This window comes from Agrobacterium larrymoorei (assembly GCF_005145045.1).
Classification (GTDB): domain Bacteria; phylum Pseudomonadota; class Alphaproteobacteria; order Rhizobiales; family Rhizobiaceae; genus Agrobacterium; species Agrobacterium larrymoorei.
In genome coordinates this window covers 595243-613313 of record NZ_CP039692.1, presented here as the reverse complement: position 1 = coordinate 613313, position 18071 = coordinate 595243, and the positions used below count along the sequence as shown (strand labels likewise).

Annotated in this window: 14 protein-coding genes and 1 pseudogene; 12 read left to right on the top strand and 3 right to left on the bottom strand. The window is 58.2% G+C overall.

The window, feature by feature from the left end; translation table 11 throughout:
- Positions 1–36: 36 nt before the first annotated feature.
- The 7 genes and pseudogenes from paoA to CFBP5473_RS17080 form a co-directional block, all read left to right on the top strand.
- A pseudogene (gene paoA, locus CFBP5473_RS17110) lies at positions 37–576 on the top strand (aldehyde dehydrogenase iron-sulfur subunit PaoA); the annotation flags it as partial.
- Complete coding sequence (locus CFBP5473_RS17105) at positions 573–1532, top strand: FAD binding domain-containing protein (RefSeq protein ID WP_027675056.1); 960 nt, start codon at positions 573–575, stop codon at positions 1530–1532. The pseudogene paoA and the gene CFBP5473_RS17105, both read left to right, overlap by 4 nt.
- Positions 1529–3733: an aldehyde oxidoreductase molybdenum-binding subunit PaoC gene (gene paoC, locus CFBP5473_RS17100; RefSeq protein WP_027675057.1), complete on the top strand. Its 2205-nt coding sequence runs from the start codon at positions 1529–1531 to the stop codon at positions 3731–3733. The genes CFBP5473_RS17105 and paoC overlap by 4 nt, the downstream gene beginning before the upstream one ends.
- 16 nt (positions 3734–3749) lie before the next feature.
- Complete coding sequence (locus CFBP5473_RS17095) at positions 3750–4667, top strand: XdhC family protein (protein WP_027675058.1); 918 nt, start codon at positions 3750–3752, stop codon at positions 4665–4667.
- The gene (locus CFBP5473_RS17090) at positions 4657–5235 is read left to right on the top strand and encodes a nucleotidyltransferase family protein (RefSeq protein WP_051441245.1); all 579 of its coding nucleotides are present in this window, start codon (positions 4657–4659) and stop codon (positions 5233–5235) included. The genes CFBP5473_RS17095 and CFBP5473_RS17090 overlap by 11 nt, the downstream gene beginning before the upstream one ends.
- Before the next feature lie 135 nt (positions 5236–5370).
- On the top strand, positions 5371–6363 hold the full coding sequence (locus tag CFBP5473_RS17085; RefSeq protein ID WP_027675059.1) for a glycosyltransferase family 2 protein: 993 nt from the start codon (positions 5371–5373) through the stop codon (positions 6361–6363).
- Positions 6363–8528 carry a glycoside hydrolase gene (locus tag CFBP5473_RS17080; RefSeq protein WP_037170897.1) on the top strand — a complete coding sequence of 722 codons (2166 nt, stop codon included), beginning with the start codon at positions 6363–6365 and terminating at the stop codon, positions 8526–8528. The genes CFBP5473_RS17085 and CFBP5473_RS17080 overlap by 1 nt, the downstream gene beginning before the upstream one ends.
- On the opposite strand, the gene CFBP5473_RS17075 is transcribed toward CFBP5473_RS17080, so the two are convergent.
- Positions 8522–9607 carry a hypothetical protein gene (locus tag CFBP5473_RS17075; protein WP_027675061.1) on the bottom strand — a complete coding sequence of 362 codons (1086 nt, stop codon included), beginning with the start codon at positions 9605–9607 and terminating at the stop codon, positions 8522–8524. The genes CFBP5473_RS17080 and CFBP5473_RS17075 overlap by 7 nt on opposite strands.
- Positions 9604–10893: a lipopolysaccharide biosynthesis protein gene (locus CFBP5473_RS17070; protein ID WP_157835797.1), complete on the bottom strand. Its 1290-nt coding sequence runs from the start codon at positions 10891–10893 to the stop codon at positions 9604–9606. The genes CFBP5473_RS17075 and CFBP5473_RS17070 overlap by 4 nt, the downstream gene beginning before the upstream one ends.
- 151 nt (positions 10894–11044) lie before the next feature.
- Between CFBP5473_RS17070 and CFBP5473_RS17065 the strand changes: the two genes are divergently transcribed.
- Genes CFBP5473_RS17065 through CFBP5473_RS17050 form a run of 4 tightly spaced genes read left to right on the top strand, consistent with a single transcriptional unit; the run spans position 11045 to position 15835 of the window.
- Positions 11045–12496, top strand: a complete 1452-nt coding sequence (locus CFBP5473_RS17065) for a GumC family protein (RefSeq protein ID WP_051441246.1) — start codon at positions 11045–11047, stop codon at positions 12494–12496.
- Positions 12496–13833: an O-antigen ligase family protein gene (locus CFBP5473_RS17060; RefSeq protein ID WP_027675062.1), complete on the top strand. Its 1338-nt coding sequence runs from the start codon at positions 12496–12498 to the stop codon at positions 13831–13833. The genes CFBP5473_RS17065 and CFBP5473_RS17060 overlap by 1 nt, the downstream gene beginning before the upstream one ends.
- Positions 13817–14587: a polysaccharide deacetylase family protein gene (locus CFBP5473_RS17055; RefSeq protein WP_051441247.1), complete on the top strand. Its 771-nt coding sequence runs from the start codon at positions 13817–13819 to the stop codon at positions 14585–14587. The genes CFBP5473_RS17060 and CFBP5473_RS17055 overlap by 17 nt, the downstream gene beginning before the upstream one ends.
- Before the next feature lie 9 nt (positions 14588–14596).
- Positions 14597–15835 carry a glycosyltransferase family 4 protein gene (locus CFBP5473_RS17050; RefSeq protein WP_027675064.1) on the top strand — a complete coding sequence of 413 codons (1239 nt, stop codon included), beginning with the start codon at positions 14597–14599 and terminating at the stop codon, positions 15833–15835.
- A 4-nt stretch (positions 15836–15839) separates the two neighbouring features.
- On the opposite strand, the gene CFBP5473_RS17045 is transcribed toward CFBP5473_RS17050, so the two are convergent.
- Positions 15840–16718 carry a class I SAM-dependent methyltransferase gene (locus CFBP5473_RS17045; RefSeq protein ID WP_027675065.1) on the bottom strand — a complete coding sequence of 293 codons (879 nt, stop codon included), beginning with the start codon at positions 16716–16718 and terminating at the stop codon, positions 15840–15842.
- Positions 16719–16902: 184 nt separating this feature from the next.
- On the opposite strand from CFBP5473_RS17045, the gene CFBP5473_RS17040 reads away from it, so the two are divergent.
- Positions 16903–18057, top strand: a complete 1155-nt coding sequence (locus CFBP5473_RS17040; protein WP_051441248.1) for an acyltransferase family protein — start codon at positions 16903–16905, stop codon at positions 18055–18057.
- Positions 18058–18071: the final 14 nt, after the last annotated feature.

Genomic DNA, 18071 nt, shown 5'->3' with positions numbered 1-18071 from the left:
ATGAGCCTTTCTGCAAATTCAGTTGCGGGAGGATAAGCGATGCCTGCGGGAGATGATATGTCACACCAAGCTACGGTCTCATTGAAGGTGAACGGAGACATCCGTGAACTGGATATCGATAACAGAACGACGCTGCTGGATGCGCTGCGCGAGCATATGCATCTGACGGGCACAAAAAAGGGCTGCGACCATGGGCAATGCGGTGCCTGCACGGTTATCGTCAACGGGCGACGGATCAATTCCTGTCTTTCGCTGGCCCTGATGCATGATGGCGACGAGGTCACCACGATTGAGGGCCTTGGCCAGCCGGGAAATCTTCACCCGATGCAGGCTGCTTTCATAAAGCATGACGGGTTCCAGTGCGGATATTGTACGCCGGGACAAATTTGTTCCTCCGTGGCAGTGCTGGAAGAAATCAAGGCTAATATCCCCAGCCACGCCACCGACGATTTGACGGCGGAAGTCGCACTTTCGCCAAAGGAAGTGCGCGAACGGATGAGCGGGAATATCTGTCGGTGCGGGGCGTATTCCAACATCATGGATGCGATTTCCGAAGTGACGGGAGCGCGTCTATGAGAGCCTTTACTTACGAGAAAGCAGCTTCCGTGGAAGAGGCCGCGCGCGCCGCGATTTCCAATAAAAATGCCAAGTTCATTGCGGGCGGCACCAATCTCCTCGATCTGATGAAGCTCGAAATCGAGACGCCCAATCACCTGATCGACGTCAACGGGCTTGGTCTCGACGCCGTGGAGGCGACCGAAGAGGGTGGCTTGAGGATTGGGGCGCTGGTGCGCAACACCGATCTGGCGGCGAATGAGACCGTGCGGCGGGATTATGGAGTTCTCTCCCGCGCAATCCTCGCAGGTGCGTCCGGCCAATTGCGTAACCGCGCGACAACAGCGGGCAATCTGCTGCAGCGGACGCGCTGTCCCTATTTTTATGACGTGAACCAGCCGTGCAACAAGCGCCAACCGGGCAGCGGCTGCTCCGCCATTGGCGGGTTTTCCCGTCAGCACGCAGTGATCGGTTCCAGCGATGAATGCATCGCTACCTATCCCGGCGATATGGCTGTGGCGTTGCGAGCGCTGGATGCTGTCGTGGAAACGGTGAATGGAAGCGGTGAGAAGCGGTCTATCCCGATTGCCGACTTCCATCGCCTGCCGGGCGAGACGCCGCATATCGAAACATCGCTGGAACCCGGTGAGTTCATCACTGCCGTTATCCTGCCGCCGCCGGTCGGTGGCGAACAGGCCTATCGGAAGGTGCGAGACCGCGCATCCTATGCCTTTGCGCTGGTTTCTGTCGCAACTATCATCCAGCCCGATGGCAGCGGGCGCTTTGCGATTGGCGGTATCGCTCATAAGCCTTGGCGAGTGGAAGAGGCCGATGCGGCGCTTGCCGAGGGGGCGAAGAGGGCTTCCGCGGCGGCACTGACCGGCGCACGGCCAACGGAGCAAAACCGTTACAAGATCGATCTCGTCGAGCGCATTCTTGCCTCCGCGGTTGAAGATGCAAGGGAGTTGAGCGCATGAAATTCGATCAGCCAGCCACAACCAACCCCATCGACAGGCTCAAGGTCGTCGGCCAGCCGGTCCACCGCATCGACGGCGAGTTGAAGACCTCCGGACAGGCGCGTTATGCCTATGAATGGCATGATCCGAATATTCAATACGCTTATGGTTATCCGGTCGTTTCCCCAATCGCGAAAGGGCGTGTAACCTCGATAGACACCAGCGCTGCGGAGCAGGCTCCGGGCGTTCTCGGTGTGGTGACGACGCTTTCGGCGAAAGTAGGTGAAAAGGGCGATTACAACACGGCGACGCTCTTTGGCGGCGATAAGATTCAGCATTATCATCAGGCAATCGCGGTCGTTATTGCCGAGACCTTCGAGCAGGCGCGCGCTGCTGCTGGATTGGTGAAGGCGGAATATGTGGAGGAGGACGGCGCGTTCTCGCTTGAGGCCGTCAAGCACAAGGCCGAAAAGCCTGAAGACGCTGGTGGTGCCGAGCCCGATACGGCGGTAGGGAACTTTGAAAGCGCTTTTGCCGCTGCCGAAGTTCAGTTCGACGCTAATTATACGACGCCCGATCAATCCCATGCGATGATGGAGCCTCACGCTTCGATTGCGCTATGGAAAGATGACGAAGTCACCGTCTGGACATCGAGCCAGATGATCGACTGGTGGCGTTCAGACCTTGCGAAGACGCTTGGCGTAGACAAGGAAAAGGTTCATTTGAAGTCACCCTATATTGGCGGCGGTTTTGGTGGAAAGCTGTTTCTGCGGGTGGATGCGGTGTTGGCAGCGCTCGGTGCGAAGGCAGTCGGTCGTGCGGTGAAGGTGGCTTTGCCGCGACCTTTGATGATGAACAATACGACGCATCGTCCAGCCACGATCCAGCGTATTCGCATCGGTGCCGGGCGCGATGGTAAGATCACAGCGATTGGCCATGAAGGCTGGTCCGGCGATTTGCCGGATGGCAACCCGGAAACGGCTGTGATGCAGACGCGGCTGCTTTATGCGGGTGAGAACCGCATGACGGCGACGCGGCTTGCGGTGCTGGACCTGCCCGAAGGAAATGCGATGCGCGCGCCCGGCGAAGCGCCGGGCCTGATGGCGCTGGAAATCGCAATAGATGAGATGGCCGAAAAGGTCGGCATCGATCCGGTGGAATTCCGCATCATCAACGATACGCAGGTAGACCCGGAAAATCCGAAGCGACCATTTACCCAGCGCGATCTGGTTGGCTGTCTGAAGCTTGGCGCAGACCGTTTCGGCTGGGCAGAGCGGAAGGCTCCGACAGCGCGGCGCGAGGGCAAATGGCTGATCGGGCTGGGCGTGGCTGCTGCCTTCAGAAACAATCTTCTCGTTCCTTCGGGTGCACGGGTGAAGCTGGATAATCAGGGCGTTCTGACCGTCGAAACCGATATGACCGATATCGGTACAGGCAGCTATACGATCATTGCGCAGACCGCTGCAGAAATGCTGGGGCTTCCAGTTGACAAGGTGGTGGTTAAGCTCGGCGATTCCAGCTTTCCGGTTTCTGCCGGTTCGGGCGGCCAGTTCGGTGCCAATTGTTCCACCTCAGGCGTTTACGCCGCCTGTACGAAGCTGCGCGAAGCAATCACCACAAAGCTTGGCCTGAACTCACATGACGTGGTGTTCGAAGATGGTCAGGTTCGCTCGGGCGGCCGCTCGGTCGAACTTGCGGAGGCAGCGGGTGCCGAGGGTCTTTCCGCTGAAGACACGATGGAATGGGGCGATCTCTCGGAAGAGAAACAGCAATCCACATTCGGCGCGCACTTCGTGGAGGTCGGGGTTGATGCGTTTACCGGCGAGACCCGCATTCGCAGGATGCTGGCCGTTTGTGCCGCAGGGCGTATTCTGAACCCTATCACGGCGCGCAGCCAGGTTATCGGTGCGATGACGATGGGTGCCGGTGGTGCGCTTTCGGAAGAACTGGCGGTGGATACGCGTCGCGGCTTCTTCGTCAATCACGATCTGGCGGGTTATGAAGTGCCGGTGCATGCGGATATCCCTCATCAGGAGGTTATCTTCATGGATGAGGCGGATCCATATGCATCGCCGATGAAAGCGAAGGGTGTTGGCGAGCTTGGCCTCTGCGGTGTTTCGGCAGCAATCGCCAATGCAATTTATAATGCCAGCGGCGTTCGCATCAGGCATTATCCGATGACGTTGGACAAGCTGATTGCGGGCCTGCCAGCAGTCGCTTGATGGGAGGATGACTGGCATGCAGCTGCAAACCGTCGACATCGTCCCCGAGCGCATCAGCACGACCGACGATCCCGCTAAAATCCTCCGCTTTGCCGCGGAGGAGGCCACACGGGGTGGCGTCGCTCTGTGTACGCTCATCGATATTCGAGGCGGTGGCGCCCGTTCACTCGGCGCCCATGTTGCAGTTGCCGCAGACGGGCGATTTTGTGGCTATGTTTCCGGCGGATGCGTAGAGGCTGCGCTTGCTTCGGAGGCGGTGAAGGCAATCGAGGAAGGGCGCGACCAGATCGTAACCTATGGAGACGGGTCGCCATTCTTCGATATCGTGCTGCCTTGCGGCGGTGGTATTACCATCGCCATCCATCTTCTGCGTGATGCAGGTGTGCTGTTTCACGTTCTGGAAAAGCTGGAAAAGCGTGAGGTTACCGGGCTGGAATATGACATCGAAGCAGGCGAACTTCGAGTGGCACGGAACGTTCCGGCCCGAGTCGCACATACCGAAGGGACTTTGACAATCGTCTATCGTCCCCGAACGCGGCTTGCTTTTTCCGGGCAGGCCGGTGAAGCGGAAGCGCTGGCGCGGCTGGCAGAATCTGCGGGCTATGATGTGGTGGATTTGCGGGCAGAGGCGGCGCTGAACGGGGTTGTCGATGCCTTTACGGCGGTCGTGCTGCTGCACCATGACATCGATGCCGAGGAGCGGGTGCTTGAAGCGGCGCTCCGCACAAAAGCTTTTTATATTGGGGCTCTGGGAAGTACGCGCACGCACAGACGGCGCGTTGACCGGCTTCGGGAGCACGGTGTCGCGCCTGAACTTTCGGACCGCATTCGCGCGCCAATCGGTATTTTCGGGCCGACACGGGATTCCGTTTCTCTGGCGATATCCGTGCTCGCCGATATTTCCGCAGCAAGGCTGGAAAAGCATGGAGGCTGATGCGTCTCAGGTCGCTTTGATTGTGCTCGGAGCAGGGCTGGGAAGCCGCTTTGCCGGGGGTGACAAGCTTGGGGCGGACTATAAGGGCAAGCCGGTCGCGCATCATGTTCTTGCGGCGGTCGCGCCGTTCAATTGGGGCAAGAAGGTTCTGGTGCATCACGGCAGGCCGCGATGGAGCGGTCTGTTTGCCGAGCATGGTTTCGAGTTGGTGGAGAATGAAGAGCGGGCGCAGGGCATGCTGTCCTCACTCCATCTCGGTTCAGAGGCTGCGGGAGACCTGCCGCGCGCGATGATATGTTTGGCGGATATGCCGTTGATCGAAAGTGGCATCATTGCTGCTTTGCTCGCGAAAGCAGGAGAAGCGGAAAGTGCTGCGGTCGCATCCCGGTCAGGTGACTATCGCGGTCCTCCGGCGGTGTTTGCTACCCATTTGTTGCGGAGCTTGCCGAAGACGGGTGAGGGTGGCGCGCGGGGCCTGTTGAAGGATGCCGTGTTTGTGGATTGCGACAGCAGTCTTTTGCGCGATATCGATACTGTCGAAGACCTGAAATCGCTGTCTTCGGACTGAACGGCGAGGTTGCAAGCCGGTGGCGCAATTGCTTAAATAACGCGTCATGCGTTAAGCATTTAAGCAAATATGTATATACGTTCGTGCTGGAACGTGTATCCTTGATGTCATCTCTGTCAGATTGCGGATGCGGATTTGAAGATATCGGTCATTCTCAAAACGCTTAACGAGGAAAAGCGCATCGGCGCTGCCATCGAAAGCGTTATCGCCGCCCTTTCGGGGATCGAGGGGGAGATCATTGTTGCCGATAGCGGATCGCGTGACAGGACGGTCGAGATCGCCTCACGATACCCCGTTCTCGTTGCGCAGATCGAGGCCCCGGCCAAAGCCAGTTGCGGCATCGGGCCGCAACTGGGGTTTCAGTACAGCAAGGGTGAATTCATCTGCCTGATGGATGGGGACATGCTGCTCGATCCGGAATTCTTACCCGCAGCGCTGGATTATCTGGAGAAAAATCCGCGTGTCGCGGGTGTGAGCGGGCATGTGAACGAGGTCAATCTCGACAATTTGGAGTTCACGAGGCGCGTGCAGCGGAACGCGCCGGAGAACCGGCATGGCGTGCTTGACCGCCTGAATGGCGGCGGTCTCTACCGACGGGCGGCAATCGAAGAAGCGGGGTATTTTTCCGACCGCAACCTGCATGGCTACGAGGAATTCGACCTTGGTCAGCGGCTTCGCATGCGAGGCTGGACGCTGTTTCGGATGGACCGCCGCTTTGTCGACCACTTCGGCCACAGCATCAATTCCTACCTGCTTCTGACTCGGCGCTGGTCTTCAAAATATCTGCGCGGCGTGGGCGAGCTTTTGCGGGCGGGGTCCGAGCAGCAGCGGATGAAGGCCTTGACCGATGAGCTTCCAGAGGTTCGGCTATGGGTCGGCGTCTATGTCTGGTGGGCGGTTCTTTTGCTTTGCTTCATCTACGGGTTCTTCAATCCGCTCGGCTTTGCGGCTTTGCTGATCTTGCTTCTGGTGCCGGTTTTGCTGATGAGCGTAAAGCAGAAGAGCCTTTCGCTGGGCCTCTATGCGGTTGTCGCGTGGTGCTTCCATGCGGCGGCGCTACCGCTTGGTTTCTTCTCGTCGCGCAAGAAGCCGGATGACTGGATCGAGAGCAAGCTGCTGAAAAGCTGATGAGAATAGCTTTCGCCTCCTGCCTTCTTGCCATTGTCGCCTTCTGGCAACCAGCCACAGCGGAAGAGTGGCTTGCGGTGCGGGAGCAATCGCTGGAAGTGCAGCCGGGAAGCCCGCTCGATTTTTCACAAATTCTTCCAAACCAGCCCATTGATGAGGCGCAACGCATAGCAATCAATGGAAAGGGGAAGCTTGCGCCGGTTAATGGAAGTGCGCAGCGCTTTCTTTGCGCATCTCTGGCCTGGAGCCCCGCCTCTGGCGGGTTCCCGGATCATGAGACGGCGGATCGTTATGCAGCACAGCTGAAAATGCACGGCTACAACATTGCCCGTTTTCACTATGTGGATGCGGCGCTCATGGTAGGGCGGGCGGAGGACTTCGATTTCAATCCGGAGGTTCTCGACCGCGTTCATTATCTGATGGCTGCGCTGAAGCGGAACGGCATTTACTGGATTGTCGACGGGCTGAGTTCTTCGCGCGGGGCCTATGGCGGGTACGAGGATCGCTGGGAGGTGAAGGGCGAACTGAAGCTTGGTGCGCAGATCGATGACGCGGAGTTCAGCCACTGGCTGAAATTTCAGCAGCTGTTTTTGGCGAAGGTCAATCCCTATACGGGCATTGCGCCGATACGCGATCCGGCGCTGGTTGCCATCGTGTCCTTCAACGAGAATGGGCTGGAATTCGATTCCATGATGCAGGAGGGCGTGCGGGGAGCCACGTTCTCGCCGCGCCTCAAGCCGCTTTTCAACGATTGGCTGGCGAAGAAATACGGTTCCGATGCGGCGCTGACCGAAAAATGGGGCTGGTGGGCGAAGGAGGGCAATCTGGATGATCGTTCCATAGCGCTGCCGACCAACCGATACGAGCGCAGCGAGCGGATGCGCGATCTGCAATCCTTTTTCATCGATGTGGAGCAACGCGCAACCGGGCGCTTTACAGCGGCGCTGCGAGATCTGGGTTTCATGGGCATCGTGCTGCCCTACAATAACTGGCCGACGATCCAGACGGGGATCACCCGCAGCATTCAGCACGCCGTGGCGATGAATACCTATCAGGATTGGGTGGATTCTTACGCGCCGGGCACCAGCATTCAGGGCAAGAGCTCGCTGGAAGACGGGCTGCTTTATCTGCGCACCATCGGTGCCGCTCGGTGGCTGGAGCGCCCTTTCTTCATTACGGAATATGATCACTTGTTCTGGAGCCCCTATCGATACGAGGCGGGGCTTGCAGCACCCGCCTTTGCCGCACTTCAGGATTGGGATGTGCTGTGCCGCCATGCGCACGGTCCAATCATCCTGTCCTATGGTGAGGATTTTCCGCATAAGAAGCAGATGCTTCCTTACGCGATTGCGCTCGACCCGGTGGCGCGGGCGGGGGAGACTCTGGCCGCTCTCATCTTTCGCCGCGGGGATGCCAGGGCCGCTTCGCTGGAAATTCCGCTTCTCGTCGATGGGCAGGCGGGTTTGCCTGATGGGATCAACGATATGGAGCCGGAACTGCTGACGCGGCTTGGTCTGGTTGGAAAGATTGGGCTTCAGGCTTCGCAAGAGGCAGATGCAGATACGGTAAGCGTCGCGCCCGTGCGCGAGGGGCAGTCGGCCATGGCCGTTTTGGCGAAGCTGAAGGAGACGGGGCAGCTTGACCCGGCGAGTCCGGCTGATCTGGATCGTGGTGAGGTCGTCAGCCAGAGTGGTGAACTGGAACTGGATGCGCCGAAGAAAATGCTGGCGCTGAGATCGCCTCTGACGCAGGCGGTGGCGTTTGAACGCATCGACGCGGATATCCAGCTTGGGGCGGTCAGTCTTCAATCCGCAGATGGGCGCGGCCTTTTTGGCCTGTCTTCGCTCGACGGATTGCCGTTGGCTGAGAGCAAGAGGCAGCTTCTGATCTTGGCCTCCGACGCGCACAATTCCGGCATGAGATTTCGCGATAATGATCAGCGGGTGATCGAGGATTTCGGTGATTTGCCGGTGATGGTGCGGCGCATGGAAATTGGCCTGCGCTTTGAAGACGAAGGTAATTTCAGAATTTCGCCTGTGGGGCTGGATGGGCACGTTCATTCACCAGTGACCACCGCGCGTGGACGCGATGCGATCCGGCTGACGAATGACACGCCTGACGGGCCGACGACGTATTTTCTTGTCGAGCGTGATGCGGCTCAGTAAAAATCGCGCACCAGACGGCTCCAGCTTTCGCCTGCTATACCGCCAATATAGGCCTGCCCGCTTCTCATCGCGTCCTTGAACCCTGGTGAGCGAGATGCTCCGGCAACGCCGGTAATGTGACGATACCAGATGTGGTTATAGCGGGTGAGGGAGGGGATGGTTTCCGGCCTCAAGGGCGCTGAGGCAAAGGCAAAGCCGGAGGCATCAAGCGCTGCCAGCGTGGCATCGAGAACATTATCAAGCTCGCCATCCGCATAAAGAAGATCGAGGATCTGCGCTTCGCTGCCGAGCACGCCAGCGAAGGAAAAAACCCCGCAAATCTCCCCGTTTTCATTATGCACCTGTGCAAGGCCAAGCTTGCTGCGCCCGCCCGGCCTGTCCGATGCGGCAATGGCCCATTCCACATTGGCTGGCGTATAGACCGGGGCTACGACATAGCGGGAGAGAAAGCGGTTGGCATTTTCGGCAAAGGATTCGGTCGTTGCCTCGAAAACGCTGTAGCCTGCGGGTGTTTTCGCGCCTGCGGCCAGTGCGTATTCGGGAAGTTTTCCGGGCTTGATGAAGCGTGGCGCCCGGGCAAAAAGCCTGCGCCGCACATAGCCTGCTGTCGCTGGCAGGGGCCGGAACAGCTTGTACCAGCGCAGGCCTTGAACCGGCAATTCGACGGCGCCGATGGCTCTGAGATGAGAGAGGCTGACGGGGGCGGCGCTATCTGAAAAGATGAGTTCGGTGCCGCGTGGGCGCAACTGGAAGATCAAAGCTGCGATGCTGCGGGGGCTGGCATCATCGGTTGCCATGAAGGTGCAGGCCATTCGCCCCGTGACCATATCTTCACCCACACGATAGCTGAGGGGAACGATGGTCATGGCGCTTTTGACGGTGCCATTGTCATCCGCTGAAACCATGCTGCCATTTTCGCCGGTATAGTTGGGATGGCTGAACAGCATCTGAGACAGGCTGGCGTCCAGATCGTCCTTATCCGGGCTGGAGTGAGGCCGGAAAACGGAGATGAACATTTCGCGGATCTGCGGAATATCCGATGGGGCCGCTGGCCTCAGTTTCGTCTGCTCTGCCGTCATTGTTGAACCTCCAGGCTTTTCCTCAAAGAACGGGTGACATGGGTACGAACGACGAGCCACGCCGCCACAACGATGCTGAATTCTATGATGTAGGCTGCGATGAAGATGCCGTAGGGCGGCCACGCCCATGCGGCCACGCCGATCAACAGCGCGCCGATGCCGTTGGACAGGTTGAGAACCCAGGCGCGCGAAGAATGGCGGCCAGCGGCGCCAAGCAGATCGACCGCGATGGACCAGACGGCGATGAGAACGATCAGCCAAGCCATGATCTTGAGGAAATGCGGCAGCGACACATATTCCGGCCCGAAGATCAACGGCATGAAGGAGGCGGAAGCGAAAATGACGATTGCCGCCACGAGGCCAAGCGCAAGTGCTACGCCAAGAATACGGATCGTCAGGCGGAAGGCGTGGTGGATGCCCTGCATGCTGGCGACCGCGAGACGCGGATAGACGAGGCGGTTCAGCGCATCGATTGCCATATAGCTGCTATCCGTGATCCGCCGGGCAACGCCATAACTGCCGACCACTTCCGCACCTGCCACGAAACCCAGCACCAGAAGGTCCACATTCTGGCGCACTGCGCGGAAAATGAAGGGCGTGGCGAAGAGCAGCCCGAGCCGGATCTCATCTCTATCCACCGCATATTTCGGGCGGCCGATGCGAAAGGCGAAGACGGCATAAAGCACGAGGATGAGGAGATGCGCGGCAAGCTGCCATGTGGCCCAGGCCTCCACGGTGCCGACATGGAATACGAAACAGGCGAGCGCCGCCGCGATGGTGCGGATGAAGGCGAAGCCGACGACCGAAGCATTGGCCGCGCCATATCTGGAATGGGCGAGGAAAATGCTTTCGCTCAGCATGATCAGGCGAACGAGGACGACATTGGTCAAGAGCAGCTGGAATGTAACCCAGACACTCTGGCCTGTCGCCTCACCGAAGCTGATGAATTCCGGCAGGACCACGGTTCCCAGTGTCACCAGAACCGCGCCACTGACAAAGGTGAGAATGAGGTTATGGCCGAAGATGCGAGGGAAGCAGGCCGGATCCTGCGGCACGCGGCGCACAAGGCATTCCGATGCGCCAAGCCCGCAAAGGTGGACGGCAATGCTGGTGATGGCGATGAAGGAAACATAGCGGCCAAATTCTTCTGCGCCGAAGGAACGGGCCAATATGGCAAAGGTTATGAGCTGTGCCGCATTGGCAATCAACAGGCTGGCCGAGGACGCGCTGTAGGACAGCAGCATGCCGAGCAACCCTGACTTGTTCTTTTTTGCGTCCTTCGTCATATAATTCATCTCCATGCCGCAAAAAGATCGTTGCTGTAAACCATTTCTCAGCGGTCTATGTGATTTAGTAAAATCGTATATAGTGAAAATGTTTCGTTTTGATTGACATAGAGGTCCGTCGCTTATGTACGAGTACCCAACTGAGAAGCGGATGGAGCGGAGATTTGAGCGTTCCGCGCCACGCGCCGCAGTTGATCCAGAGGTTTCGACGCCTTCAAGCGCGATCATTACGCCTGAAAAACTGGTGATCTGGCTGCGCCGTGGCATTCCGTTCGTTGTTTTATTTGCACTTCTTGGTGGTGCTTTGGGTGTGGCCTTCGGCGTTGCGGTGAAGCCGCGTTACACCTCGACCCTCGACGTGCTGCTGCCGCCGCCCACGGGACAGGTGGTGCCGAACGAGTTGACGACGCCGAATATTCAGAGCGACGCACAGATTCTGGATATTTCCAGCAAGCTGCTCCTGATCAAATCCGGCAACGTGTTGCGGCGCACGGTGGAGCGGGAGAATTTGCAGCAACTTCCGGAATTCAACGCTGCCGTGGAGAGCGAGGAGGGCGGCCTGCTAAGCTGGCTGAAGCCCACGACGCCGCGACCGGCAGAGGATGATGGCACCGTGAACGCGATGCGGACGCTTGCGCAGCGCATTACCGTTGCCCGCGAAGGCGGCACCTATCTCGTCAATATCAGCCTCTGGACCCGCGACCCGCAGAAATCCGTAAGCGTGGTTTCCACGCTTGCACGGGCTTTCCGCGAAGAGCTTGAGGCAACGCAGACCGACCTTGCCCGCAATGCCAGCCAGGCACTGGCCGGGCGGCTGGAGGAATTACGACTTCAGGCGACGGAAGCGGCGAATGCCGTTCTGCAGTTCCGGCAAAGGAATAATCTTCTCGATCTTGGTGGCTCCGGCTCCGTCAATGTCCAGAGCCTTTCGCAACTTAACACGCTGATGAATGAAGCTTCCACCAAGCTGGCGGAGGCGAAAGCGCGCTACAACAGGCTGAGCCAGCCCGCATCCGATACGGTGATGGCGCCTTCCGACACGCTCGATTCCCCGATGCTGGCGGCGCTCAGGTCGCAATATATCCAGACGAAACAGCAATATGACGATCTGGCGCTGACCTATGGATCGCGCTACCCGAAGCTGATGAGCGCTCAGGCACAGCTTGCCACACTGCGCACGGCACTTGCTCGGGAAACGGAGCGATCTCTGGCAGCGGTGAAGATCGAGATGGATCAGGCGCAGGCTACGATGGATTCGGTTCGCCAGCAGCTGGAGGCAGCGCGTGGACGTGTTTCCACCGACGATGCCGCGCAGGTGCAATTGCAGGAACTTCAGCGCAACAGCGAGGCGAAGGCCGCGCTTTACGACACCTTCCTCAAGCGCGTGGGTGAAACGACCGAGCAGCAGCAGATCAGCGTTTCTAACCTCAGGATCGTGACGGAGCCGGTGCCGCCGGAAAAGCGCAGCTGGCCGCCTTCCACTGCCATGCTGGCAATCGGCGGGGTGATCGGCGGGCTTCTTCTGGGCATCGTCATGGTGATCGCGACCCGCATCATCATCGTGCTTCGCGCAAACAACTGGCGTTTCGAACGGATCATCTGATGCAGACGGAGCGGTTATCGAGAGAAGAGGATAATGGCCACCATGGCAAGATCAGGGTGCTGATCTTCATGGGGTTGTTCCTGTTCTTCTGGATTACCACCAATCCTTATGTCGATCTGGTGAAGGTGGAGGCGAGCGGTTCGGACGCGACGGGTGGTTCCAACCTGCTGAACCAGCTTATTTTTCTGTGCCTGACGTTGTTGACGATTTATGCGGCGCTGACGCATCCGCTAAGGGCGCAAATCTGTCAGCCGCGAATATTGGTGATCGCGCTCTTTACCTGGTTCTTCATTTCCTCAGCGCTGTCCAACTATCCGATGGATGCGATAAAACGTCTGATCCTCGCGTTTTTGACCTGCGCCAATGCTGGGATGTTTCTGCTTCTGCCGCGATCCGAGGAGCAGTTTTCGCGGCTGATGGTTTATGGCACGGCGATAACGCTGGGCTTTGCCTATTTCGGCGTGATGTTTTTACCGACACTCGCCATCCACCAGGCCAATGAATTGGTGGAGCCGATGAATGCGGGTTTCTGGCGCGGGCAATATTCACACAAGAACCTTGCCGCCGCCGTGATGCTGATGTCGGCGTTTTTCGGGCTTTATTTCCATAGTGTCGGTTGGAAGAAAAGCGGGATTGCGGTCATCGCGCTGTCGGTTTTCTTCCTGATCCATACCGGCGGTAAATCCTCCACCGCCATGTTGCCGATGATCCTTATTCTGCAATGGATATTCGAGAAATTTCGCTGGACCCGGTGGCCCATTGCGGTGGGCGGGATTGCCGCGTTCAATCTTCTCGCGCTCGGTGCTTCGCTCTCCAAGGAGTTTCGCGATGTCGTGGCGTCGCTCGGCGTGGACCCCACTTTCACCAACAGAACCGATATCTGGAAGGTGGCTTTCGATGCCATCGCCGAATCTCCGATCCTTGGTTATGGCTTTCAGGGATTTTGGCAGACCGCCGATATTACCCAGAGTTCTGCCGGGCTGGAGACGTGGGCGGTTAAGGCGTTCAATGGGCACAATGCCTATGTCGATGCGTTTCTGACGACCGGACTGCCGGGCTTTCTCCTGTCCATCGCGCTCGTCATTTTCGTGCCTCTACGCGCCATCGGTCGGCTGGATTCGGCGCCTGCCAACAGTCCTGCGCTGACACGGCTGTTCATGCGGGTTTGGCTCTACGTGCTTTATGCAGGGTGCTTGGAAGTCATTTTCTTTCAAAGCGGCAGCCCGATTTTCTTCTTCTTCCTCGTCTCGATTTTCGGGCTGGAAATGCAATCGCGAATGAACCTCGTCAACGAGCCATCGCCGGGTTGGGAGGGTAAGCATGCCGTTGCTGTCTAGTGTCGAGGGCAAGTTCAGGCATCTGCGCGAGCGGGTGGCGGAGCGGGCGGTGAGGGCTTTTCCCGCTGCCACGCTGAACGTTGCCTGCACCCGGCCCGTCGTTTCCTTCACCTTTGACGATGTGCCCGACACCGCGCTGACGGCGGGGGCAAGGATACTCGAGGAAAACGGTGTTAGAGGCACCTTCTATATCGCCGGGGATTTGCTAGGCAGGATCGAGCCGGACCGGACCTTGATTTCGGCGCAGGGCTGCAAGCAGCTTGCCGAGGCCGGTCACGAAATCGGTTGCCATACCTTTGCGCATAAGGCCGTACATTCGCTTTCCAGCGAAGAGCTTCGCGACGATCTGGAACAGAACGACGAACTGCTGGATGGTTTTAAGGCAGGGGCGGGGCGGCGGAATTTTGCCTATCCCTATAATCAGGGCTCGCTGCGGCACCGGCGTCTCTTTGCCGAGCGATACGACACCGCGCGTGGCGGCGGCGACCGGATCAATCGCGGCGAGGTGAACCGGTCCTATCTCTGGGGCATGGAAATTCGCCAGCCGGAAAGCGATGCACTGGCGCTGGTCAACCAGATCGATGCAGTGGTGGCAGAGCCCGGTTGGCTGGTTTTCTTCACTCATGATATCAGCGAGACGCCGACGCCCTATGGCTGCACGCCATCCACCTTTGCGACGCTGGTTCATTACGCGGTTTCCAAGGGCTGTCTTGTGCTGCCGGTGCGGGATGCTCTCGATCAGATCGAGCGATAGGAGCGCGTGATGGCTGGAACGCTGCTTGCAATCAACAACTACTATTATCGGCGTGGCGGTGCGGAGGCCATTTTTCTCGATCAGATGGATATGTTCGAGCGTGCCGGGTGGCAGGCGGTGCCGTTTTCCATGCAGCATCCAAACAACCTAGCAACGGACTGGTCATCCTACTTCGTGCCGGAAATAGAGTTTGGGCGTCAGGGTGGGATTGGTCAGAAGATCCAGCACGCCATCGAGGTCATCTATTCGCGCAAGGCAAAGGCCAGCCTGACGCGGCTCATCGATGCGGCGAGGCCCGATGTGGCCCATGCCCACAATGTTTATCACCACATCTCGCCGTCAATCTTTCCGCTGCTGAAGCAGAAGGGAATTCCGACCGTAATGACGGTGCATGATCTTAAACTCGCCTGTCCCTCCTACAAGATGCTGGCGCCGGATGGCCTGTGCGAGAGGTGCAAAGGCGGGCGCATCTACAATGTTCTGCTGCACCGCTGCATGAAGGAATCCGTGGCGCTCAGTGGTCTCGTTATGGTGGAGACGGCTGTGCACCGGGCGCTTGGGCTGTACCGCAACTACATCGACAAGCTTGTCGTACCAAGCCGTTTCTATGAGCAGAAACTGGTGGAATGGGGCTGGCCGCGTGAGAAGCTGGTTCACATTCCCAATTTCGTAGAGCAGGCCATTAGCGAAAACCCGGTGACTGCGGAGGAAGGCGACTATTTTCTCTTCGCTGGCCGTCTTGCGCCGGAAAAGGGCGTCGCCACGCTGATTGAAGCTGCCGCGCGGGCAAAGCTCCGGCTTCGCATTGCCGGAACAGGCCCCGATGATGCCGCCTTGCGTGCGCTGGCTGAGAGGGAGGGCGCGGATGTGGAGTTCCTCGGCTATCTGACCGGTTCCCCGCTGCATCAGATGATTGCGGGTGCGAAGGCGCTCGTTTTGCCTTCAGAATGGTATGAGAACGCGCCCGTCAGCCTTTTGGAAGCCTATTCCCTTGGGCGTCCGGTTATCGGCACCAATATTGGCGGCATACCGGAATTGATCCAGCATGGGGAAACCGGCCTGATTGCCGCGCCGGGTGACCCGGACGATCTGGCACGCGCGCTGACCGCCATGGACCAGCTTTCGCGAAACCAGCGGCGCGAGATGGGGCAGCGCGGGCGATACTGGGTGCAGAAGGAATTTTCGCAGAAGGCCTTTCTGGAGCGCACGATGAAGCTGTACCGCGAGCTAGGCGTGAAAGTCGCTTAAGCGCTTAGGGATAGCGGCTGATGATCACAAGATCGAGAATGTGCATCTCCATCTCCGGCATGTCGAACCGCGCAGCAAGCCCGGAGGTCAGCAGCTTTCTATTCTCCGGCGGTATGGATTTAGCCGCGATCACCTGAATATCCCTCCAGCCATTTTTCTCGAATGCCTTCACGTAATCGATAGGGCGTTTGCGGTTCGGTTGGCCGGGGAAAGCGAGGAGTGAATAGAAGCCGGGCGAGAAGCGGTAAATATTGTTCGGATCGCGCTCGCGAATGGCATTGGTGTGGGTCTGGAGATCGACGATGTGCAGGCTGACGCAGCCGCTTCTGGCAACTTTCGTCAGGCCGTCAATGGTGGTCTCGATGGCGTCGAAATGTTCGAAGGCGGCGCAGCTGAGAATGAGGTCGAACGTCTGATCGCCGCATAGGGCAGGGATATCGAAGGCCGGATCGACGTGGTAACGAAATGCATCAGAGCTGCCGTTCATGACTGCTTCTGCAGCGCGAACATCCTCTTCCAGCAAAGCGCCGTCGAAGCGACGGACAGCATCGTGTCGGAAATCCGCGGTCTCTTCTCCCGCCAACCGGAAGGCATCAACCGCCGTGTAAGAGGCCGCGCCGTGGGCGAGTAGAAGCGAGCCTGTTGCGAGCGACGAGCCGGGGCCGAGTTCAAGAACCGACCGCCCGCTGACCGAAACATCCGGCGGCATAAAGCGCAGCCATGATTGCACGACATCATGAACATAGCCGATGCGGGCATTGCGATCATCTTCCGAGACCGTGTTCGGCTTGCGGTAACCCGTCAGCCGGTGTTTGGCCCAGACGGCCAAGAGAATGAATGCGCCGGTGATTTTGAAGAGCAGGTTTCGAAGAGCAACTGGCATTTGTTTCCCACGATATGACAGCCAAATGTGTGGCCGGAATTTAGCCCGAGCAGTCTGCGTAAAAAGCGAGCCTACCATCTTGCAATCGTAAGAGGAAATTTGTTATTTTAGAATAAACTACAGTAGCTAGATCTATTGTACCACTTGATCGTGTGGTTCAGGCAGTCGGTGAGGGGCGCTTTCGATGCAGACAGGCGACGTGATGGAACGGTCGTCCGCAGTCTCTGTTTCAGAAACGGAGGCTCCAAAAGTTCTGCCCAAGCCCAAGCAGCGATATGAAAACATCGATGCGTTGCGCGCCATTGCGGCGCTTGCAGTCGTGGTTCAGCACTTCTTCGGCGATATCCTGCGGGAGGGTACGAACCATGAGGGAGTTTCCTATCAGCTCGCTTCAACCAGCGTAACATATTTCGATGCTGGACGCTTCGGCGTTGTATTGTTCTTTCTCATCAGCGGCTTCGTGGTGCCATTCAGCATTCGCGGTGTAAACCCGTTGCGACGGTTTGCGATCTCGCGTTTCTTTCGTCTTTACCCGGCAATGTGGCTGGCTCTCCTGTGTCTGGCCTTCTTCGCCTTCATTCACGGCCAGCCCTTGGGCGGCAAAACCGTTATTGCCAATATGACGATGCTGCCATCTGTTTTCGGGCAGCCCTGGATGTCCGGTGCTTACTGGACGCTGACCATAGAGATCGTGTTCTACCTGCTCTCCGCAGGTCTCTTTGCCTTCGGTGCACTGTACCGACCGGCGGTCATCACGGCTTTTGCTATTCTGCTCGCAGTGGCGACAGCCGGTCCGATCTTTCTGCGCTTCGCCGGAATTTCCGCGCCGATACAATATATTAGTCTGCACGTATCGTTTCTGTATCTGGGCCTTCTGTTGCGCATGGCGCTGGTTGACCGGCTGGCGGGCGCGACGGCTGGAGCGCTTCTCGTGCTTCTGGTGCAGGCAGTGGTGCTGCTCAGCATCGGCACGTTTTCGCTGTCGCGGCAGGACGGTTTCTTCCTCGTGGGCACGACGCCGATCCTGATCAGCTACGTGGCAGCACTCTGCGTGTTCCTGTTTTCGGTGAAAACGGGAAAGCCTCAAATACCGTTTCTGTCATGGCTCGGGGCGCTCAGTTACTCGATCTATCTGTTCCACGGTATCGCGGCGCTCGTCATATTCGAGATGTTTCCGCTGACCGGTGAATGGACCGACGGGCCGATTGCGCTCGTTTGCCTGCTGCTGACGCTGGCACTCTCACTCTTCGTCTATGAGTGTTTGGAGAAGCCAATGATCAACCTCGGGTATAAGTTTATTAAACAGAATATTAAATCTGAATCGAAGGCAACCATCTAGGGGCTCGAAACCCA